The sequence below is a fragment of the Stenotrophomonas testudinis genome, assembly GCF_024499815.1.
Lineage (GTDB): Bacteria > Pseudomonadota > Gammaproteobacteria > Xanthomonadales > Xanthomonadaceae > Stenotrophomonas.
The window spans coordinates 1-6,995 of sequence record NZ_JAMOKY010000068.1; the positions used below are offsets into that span (position 1 = coordinate 1).

General features: G+C 69.1%; 7 protein-coding genes. 5 read left to right on the plus strand and 2 right to left on the minus strand.

Annotation, left to right across the window (positions count from 1 at the left end; all coding sequences use genetic code 11):
* Positions 1 to 192 precede the first annotated feature (192 nt).
* Both asd and NQ204_RS19360 read right to left on the minus strand, forming a co-directional pair.
* On the minus strand, positions 193 to 1,035 hold the full coding sequence (asd, locus tag NQ204_RS19355) for an archaetidylserine decarboxylase (protein ID WP_256644683.1): 843 nt from the start codon (positions 1,033 to 1,035) through the stop codon (positions 193 to 195).
* Entirely contained in the window at positions 1,032 to 1,682 is a 651-nt protein-coding gene (locus tag NQ204_RS19360) for an SCO family protein (protein WP_256644684.1), read from the minus strand. Before NQ204_RS19360 ends, asd begins: the two co-directional genes overlap by 4 nt.
* A 122-nt stretch (positions 1,683 to 1,804) precedes the next feature.
* Between NQ204_RS19360 and prmB the strand changes: the two genes are divergently transcribed.
* The 5 genes from prmB to NQ204_RS19385 form a co-directional block, all read left to right on the plus strand.
* Complete coding sequence (gene prmB, locus NQ204_RS19365) at positions 1,805 to 2,734, plus strand: 50S ribosomal protein L3 N(5)-glutamine methyltransferase (RefSeq protein WP_116862746.1); 930 nt, start codon at positions 1,805 to 1,807, stop codon at positions 2,732 to 2,734.
* Positions 2,731 to 3,834, plus strand: a complete 1,104-nt coding sequence (aroC, locus tag NQ204_RS19370) for a chorismate synthase (RefSeq protein WP_256644685.1) — start codon at positions 2,731 to 2,733, stop codon at positions 3,832 to 3,834. Before prmB ends, aroC begins: the two co-directional genes overlap by 4 nt.
* Positions 3,827 to 4,864 (plus strand): 2-hydroxyacid dehydrogenase, encoded by a 1,038-nt coding sequence (locus NQ204_RS19375; protein ID WP_256644686.1) that lies wholly within the window; start codon positions 3,827 to 3,829, stop codon positions 4,862 to 4,864. The genes aroC and NQ204_RS19375 overlap by 8 nt, the downstream gene beginning before the upstream one ends.
* Positions 4,865 to 4,955: 91 nt before the next feature.
* Positions 4,956 to 5,984, plus strand: a complete 1,029-nt coding sequence (locus NQ204_RS19380; RefSeq protein ID WP_116862749.1) for an aspartate-semialdehyde dehydrogenase — start codon at positions 4,956 to 4,958, stop codon at positions 5,982 to 5,984.
* A 152-nt stretch (positions 5,985 to 6,136) separates the two neighbouring features.
* The coding region (locus tag NQ204_RS19385; RefSeq protein ID WP_305888493.1) for a type IV pilus assembly protein FimV at positions 6,137 to 6,995 on the plus strand (859 nt) is incomplete at its 3' end.

Consider the following 6,995-nt stretch of genomic DNA (forward strand, 5'->3'; position numbering starts at 1 on the left):
CCCCCCCCCCCCCCCCCCCCCCCCCCCCCCCCCCCCCCCGCCCCCCCCCCCCCCCCCCCCGCCCGGCGCCCGCCCCCCCCCCCCCCCCCCCCCCCCCCCCCCCCACTACAGACCCGGCATCGCGGTGAATCCATCCACGCATGGCGTGGATCTACCGAAGCGGTAGTGCCGACCGCCATCATTGCCGCTTCCTCAGCGCAGCTTTGCCAGTGCCTGGCCCAGCTGCACCGGGCTTTCGGCGCCCAGTTGCGGGGCGAACTCGGCCACGCCCGGCGGCAGCAGCACGATCACGGTCGAGCCGTAGTTGAAGCGCGCCATTTCGGCGAAGCGCTCCAGCTGGATGCCCTGTCCGCGGTAATCCTTGCGGGTGATGCGGTCGCCGTAGGCCGGGATCTCCTCGCCGCTCCATACCGTTTCCACGCCGGATACCAGCAGCGCACCGACCATCACGCTGGCCATCGGGCCGAAGCTGGTATCGAAATGGCAGACCAGACGCTCGTTGCGGGCGAACAGGCGCGGCACGCCGTTCACCGCGGCCGGACCGACGCTGAACAGGCGGCCGGGCACGTGCACGGTCTCGCGCAGGGTGCCGGTCCACGGCATGTGCACGCGGTGGTAGTCACGCGGGGACAGGTACACCGTGGCATAAAGGCCGTCGTTGTACGGCTTGGCGTCCTCGTCGCTGCCCAGCAGCTCCGCGGCGGTGAAGGACTGCCCCTTGGCCTGGAAAATGCGCCCGGCCTCGATCTTCCCCAGCTGGCTGATGCGGCCGTCGGCCGGCATCACCAGGCTGCGCGGATCGGCATCGGCCACGCGCGCGCCCGGCTTCAGGGCGCGGGTGAAGAACTGGTTGAAGGTCGGGTAGCTGCGCGGGTCCGGGTTGGCCGCTTCGTCCAGGTTGACGTTGAACTTGCGGGTGACGGTGTCGATCAGCCAGCGCGACACGCGCGGGTCGTCCGAGTACGCCAGCGAGCGCGCCATCGAGGACAGCAGGCGGTGGGGCAGGGCGTACGTCAGGGCGGTGGTCAGGCTCATGGGGCGGATTTCTCGGTCAGCTTCTGCAGGTCGCGGGCGATGGCCGGCGCGTTGAACGGGGGCCGCACCAGGCCGGCAAGCCGGCCCTGCGGGTCGAGCACGGCCAGGCTGGCAGAGTGCTCGACGGTGTAATCCTCGGGATTTTCGTCGAAATGCTTGCCCGGCACCTTCTGGAACACGAAGCCCAGCGAGGTGGCGAAGCGCTCCAGCGAGGGAATGTCGGCGGTGGCGGCCAGGGTGTCCTTGTGGAAGCCGTGCACGTACTCGCCCAGGCGGATGGCGTTGTCACGGTCCGGGTCCACCGACACGAACAGCACGCGCGGGCGCAGCGTGTCGGGCAGGGCTTCCCACTGCTTCTGTGCGCCGGCCAGCTCGGCCAGGGTGGTGGGGCACACGTCCGGGCAGAAGGTGAAACCGAGGAACACCAGGGTCCAGTGGCCCTTCAGCTCGCCGGGGATCAGCCGCGTGCCGTCGGACTGGGCCAGGTTGAAATCGGGCAGCGCGCGGGTATGCGGGTACAGGGTGATCGCTTCGGTGGCCGGCTGGTTGGCCGGCGGCTTCGGCGCGAACACCTGCTGCGCGGCCAGCAGGCCCAGGCCCGCCGCCAGGGCGATCAGCAGGATGATGCCGACGTTGCGATTGAACATGTGAGCCCCCGCAGGAAGTAATCCCCATCATACCGGCTGCAGCCTGATCGTTTCCGTCGCAACGGATGCCGCCGCGGGCGCCAGCCTTTATAATCGTGGGCCACTTTGCCCGCAGTACCGCCATGACCGCTGAAACGGCCGCCGAACTCCACACGATCATCGACCTGATCCGCTACGGCACCAGCCGTTTCAACGAAGCCGGGCTGACCTTCGGGCACAGCTACGACAACGCCCTGGACGAGGCCACCCAGCTGGTGCTGCACAGCCTGCACCTGCCGCACGACCTCGGCCCGGCCTACGGCCAGGCCCGCCTGCTGCAGGCCGAGAAGGTCCGCGTGCTGGAACTGTTCCAGCGCCGCATCGACGAGCGCGTCCCGGCCGCCTACCTGACCGGTGAAGCCTGGTTCGCCGGCCTCAGCTTCAAGAGCGATTCGCGCGCCCTGGTGCCGCGTTCGCCGATCGCCGAGCTGATCGAGTGCGGCTTCGAGCCGTGGCTGGCCGGCCGCGAGGTCAGCCGTGCGCTGGACCTGTGCACCGGTTCGGGCTGCATCGCCATCGCCATGGGCCACTACTACCCGAACTGGGAAGTGGACGGCGTCGACCTGAGCGATGACGCGCTGTCGCTGGCCGAAGAGAACAAGGAACGCCTGCAGGCGCACAACGTGACCCTGCTGAAGTCGGACCTGTTCAACGGCCTGACCGGCCGCCACTACGACCTGATCGTCACCAACCCGCCGTACGTCACCAACGACGAGACCGATGCCCTGCCGCAGGAATACTCCTACGAGCCGGAAATGGGCCTGCGCGCCGGCGACGATGGCCTGGACCTGGTGCTGAAGATCCTGCGCGACGCCCCGCTGCACCTGAGCGAGGACGGCCTGCTGATCTGCGAAGTGGGTGAATCCGAGCAGCACCTGATCAAGCTGCTGCCGGAAGTCGATTTCGCCTGGGTTGAATTCAAGGTCGGCCAGATGGGCATCTTCGCGGTCGAATGCCGCGAGCTGATCGCCCACAGCGCACGCATCACCGAACTGGCGGCGCAGCGCCCGTGAGTTCCAATTCGTTCGGCAAGCTGTTCACCGTCACCACGTTCGGCGAGTCGCACGGACCGGCCATCGGCTGCGTGATCGACGGTTGCCCGCCGGGGCTGGCGCTGGACGCGGCTGAATTCACCCACGACCTGCAGCGTCGCGCCACTGGCAAGAGCCGGCACACCTCGGCGCGCCGCGAGGCCGATGAGGTCGAGATCCTGTCCGGCGTGTACGAGGGCCTGACCACCGGTACCCCGATCGCGCTGCTGATCCGCAACACCGACCAGCGCAGCAAGGATTACGCGACCATCGGCCAGCAGTTCCGGCCGGGCCATGCCGACTACAGCTACTGGCACAAGTACGGCATCCGTGACCCGCGCGGTGGCGGCCGTTCCTCAGCCCGCGAAACCACCATGCGCGTGGCCGCCGGCGTGGTCGCCAAGAAGTGGCTGGCCGAGCGCTTCGGCGTGACCGTGCGCGGCTACCTGTCGCAGCTGGGCGAGATCCGTCCGGCCGGTTTCGACTGGTCGGCGGTGGAAGACAACCCGTTCTTCTGGCCGCACGCCGAACAGGTGCCCGAGCTGGAGGCGTACATGGATGCGCTGCGCAAGTCCGGTGATTCGGTCGGTGCGCGCGTGGACGTGGTGGCCGACAACGTGCCGCCGGGCTGGGGCGAGCCGATCTACGGCAAGCTCGACGGCGACCTCGCCGCCGCGCTGATGAGCATCAACGCCGTGAAGGGCGTGGAGATCGGCGATGGTTTCGCCAGCGCCGCGCAGAAGGGCACCGAACACCGTGACCTGCTGACCCCGCAGGGCTTCGCCAGCAACCATGCCGGCGGCATCCTCGGTGGCATTTCCACCGGCCAGCCGGTGGTCGCCTCCATCGTGCTGAAGCCCACTTCCAGCCTGCGCCTGCCGGGCCCGTCGCTGGATACCGAAGGCAACGTGGTCGAAGTGGTCACCACGGGCCGCCACGACCCGTGCGTCGGCATCCGTGCCACCCCCATCGCCGAGGCGATGATGGCGCTGGTGCTGATGGACCAGGCCCTGCGCCACCGCGCCCAGTGCGGTGACATCGGCACCATCACCCCGCGCATTCCCGGGCAGATCGATGGCTGATACCCGGCCGACGGTGTGGGTGAGCCAGCCGCTGATCGACGCGGCCATCGCGCCGCTGCGCGATCGCGTGCAGCTGCTGGCCACCGACACCGTCACCGCCTGGTCGCCGCAGCAGATTGCCGAGCGCCTGGCCTCGGTCGACGGCGCGATCATCACCCTCAACGAGCGCATCGGCGCGGCCCAGGTGGCCGATGCCACGCAGCTGCAGGTGATCGCCAACGTCGGCGTCGGCTACAACAACCTGGATGTCGACGCGCTGAGCGCGGCCGGCATCCTCGCCAGCAACACCCCGGACGTGCTCACCGAGACCACGGCCGACCTCGGTTTCGCCCTGCTGATGGCCACCGCGCGCCGCATCACCGAATCCGAGCGCTGGCTGCGTGAAGGGCAGTGGGGGCAGTGGTCGTTCCAGACCATGCTCGGCGCCGACATCCACGGCAGCACGCTGGGCATCCTCGGCATGGGCCGCATCGGCCAGGGCGTGGCCCGTCGTGGCGCGCTCGGGTTCGGCATGAAGGTGCTGTACCACAACCGTTCGCGCCTGCCGACCGAGACCGAAGCCGCGCTCGGCGCGACCTACGTGGACCTGGATACGCTGCTGGCGCAGTCCGACCACGTGGTCACCGTGCTGCCGTACACCCCGGCCTCGCACCACATCATCGATGCGGCCGCGCTGGCGAGGATGAAGCCGTCGGCCACCCTGGTGAACATCGCCCGCGGCGGCATCGTCGACGAACTGGCCCTGGCCGACGCGCTGGCCCATGGCCGCCTGGCCGCCGCTGGCCTGGATGTCTACGAAGGCGAACCGAAGGTGCGCCCGGAACTGCTTGCGCTGCGCAACGTGGTGCTGACCCCGCATATCGGCAGCGCCTCGCTGGGCACCCGTACCGCGATGGTGCAGCTGGCCGTGGACAACCTGCTGGCCGGCCTCGGCCTGGCCGGCGAAGCGGCGCGCATGCCGAGCGCGATCAACGCCGACGCGGCCCTCGCCGCGCGTGCCGTGCTGGGCAAAAAAACCGGGAAACGATAGGGAACCTCTGCGCGCCCCGCCTGAGGAGGTTCCCCGAGCCCAGCTGTCGTGCGTGAGTTTTCCCCCTTCCCGTTTTAGTGAGAGTTCCCCCATGAGCAATGCACAACGCAGCTTCCACGTCGCCATCGTCGGTGCCACCGGCGCCGTCGGCGAAACCATGCTGGCCATCCTGGCCGAGCGCAACTTCCCGGTCGGTACCCTGAGCCTGCTCGCTTCCGAGCGCTCGGCCGGCGGCGAAGTCGAGTTCGAAGGCCAGAAGGTGAAGATCCAGGACCTGGCCACCTTCGACCCCAGCGGCGTGGACATCGCCCTGTTCTCGGCCGGTGGCAGCGTGTCCAAGGAATACGCGCCGAAGTTCGCCGCCGCCGGTGCGGTGGTGATCGACAACTCCTCGGCCTTCCGTTACGACGATGACGTGCCGCTGGTGGTGTCCGAGGTCAACCCGGACCAGGTCGGCAACCGTCCGCGCGGCATCATCGCCAACCCGAACTGCTCGACCATGCAGATGCTGGTGGCGCTGGCGCCGCTGCACCGCAAGTACGGCATCGAGCGCATCAACGTGTCCACCTACCAGTCGGTGTCCGGCGGCGGCCGTTCGGCGATGGAAGAGCTGGGCAAGCAGACCGGCCAGCTGCTGAGCTTCCAGGAGATCGATCCGCAGCGCTTCCCGGTGCAGATCGCCTTCAACCTGATCCCGCACATCGATGACTTCCAGGACAACGGCTTCACCAAGGAAGAGATGAAGCTGGTCTGGGAAACCCGGAAGATCCTCGGCGACGAGAGCATCCTGGTGAACCCGACCGCCGTGCGCGTGCCGGTGTTCTACGGCCACTCCGAATCGGTGGCGATCGAAACCCGCGACAAGGTGACCGTGGCCGAAGCGCGCGTGCTGCTGGAACAGTCGCCGGGCGTGGAAGTGGTGGACCGCCATGAAGCCGGTGGCTACCCGACCCCGGTCACCCACGCCTCGGGCACCGATGCGGTGTACGTCGGCCGCATCCGTGAAGACCTGTCTCACCCGCGCGGCCTGAACCTGTGGATCGTCTCGGACAACGTGCGCAAGGGCGCGGCATTGAATGCCGTGCAGCTGGCCGAGCTGGTCGCCGCCGAACAGCGCTGATCACCCGCTGTGTAGAGTCGAGCCATGCTCGACTGCTTTGAAGGCAGTCGAGCAAGCTCGACTCTACGGGGCATCGCAGCCGCCCAGCGGGCGGGTATCTCTGCCCCCTGGGTGGGTGCGGACCGTGGTCCGCACGCTTTATAGTGTCGCCCATGAATAAACGGGCCAAGGGCGCCTCGCGCCCGCTCCTCTATCTCTCTGCCGCGCTGCTGGCACTTGCCAGCAGTTCGGCCATGGCCCTGGGCCTGGGCGACATCCGCGTGCTTTCGCGCCCCGGCCAGCCGCTTCTGGCCGAAATCCCGGTGGTGTCCGCCGATCCTTCCGAACTGCAGAACCTGCGCGTGGCGCTGGCCTCGGCCGTCACCTTCGAGCGGGTCGGCCTGCAGCGGCCCACCGGCCTGGTCAGCGAACTGCAGTTCGAGCTGACCACCAACAGCCAGGGCAGGGCGGTGGTGCGGGTGACCTCGCAGGCACCGGTGGAAACCCCGTCGCTGAGCTTCCTGATCGAGGCCGACTGGGGCCAGGGCCGCCTGGTCCGCGAATACTCCGCGCTGGTCGATACGCCGGCCAGTGCGCTGGCCGTGGCCGAGCCGGAAATCGTCGCCCCGGCCGGCGTGCTGGCCAACACGATCACCCGTGACACGCCTGCCAAACCGGCAGCACAGGCTGCAGCCACCGCAGCACCGGCCGCCGCCCGTCCGGCCGCGCCGCGCCCGCGTGCCGCGGCGCCGGCCGCCGCCGATGGCAGCATCACCGTGCAGCAGGGCCAGACCCTGTCGCAGATTGCCGGCGCGCTGGCCCGTGGCAACCAGATCAGCCGCGAGCGGGCGATGATCGCCCTGCTGCGCGCCAATCCGGAGGCCTTCATCCGCGGCAACGTCAACCTGCTCAAGCAGGGCGCGGTGCTGCGCGTGCCAGGCAGCGAGGCCCTGGCCGCGATCGATGGCAACGAAGCCGCCGCGCTGGTCCGCGAGCATGCCGCGCAGTGGCGGCAGGCGCGCACCGTGCCGC

Coding starts and splice junctions, on each gene's coding strand:
- asd (WP_256644683.1), bottom strand. CDS start 1,035: ATGAGCCTGACCACCGCCCTGACGTACGCCCTGCCCCACCGCCTGCTG.
- NQ204_RS19360 (WP_256644684.1), bottom strand. CDS start 1,682: ATGTTCAATCGCAACGTCGGCATCATCCTGCTGATCGCCCTGGCGGCG.
- prmB (WP_116862746.1), top strand. CDS start 1,805: ATGACCGCTGAAACGGCCGCCGAACTCCACACGATCATCGACCTGATC.
- NQ204_RS19375 (WP_256644686.1), top strand. CDS start 3,827: ATGGCTGATACCCGGCCGACGGTGTGGGTGAGCCAGCCGCTGATCGAC.
- NQ204_RS19380 (WP_116862749.1), top strand. CDS start 4,956: ATGAGCAATGCACAACGCAGCTTCCACGTCGCCATCGTCGGTGCCACC.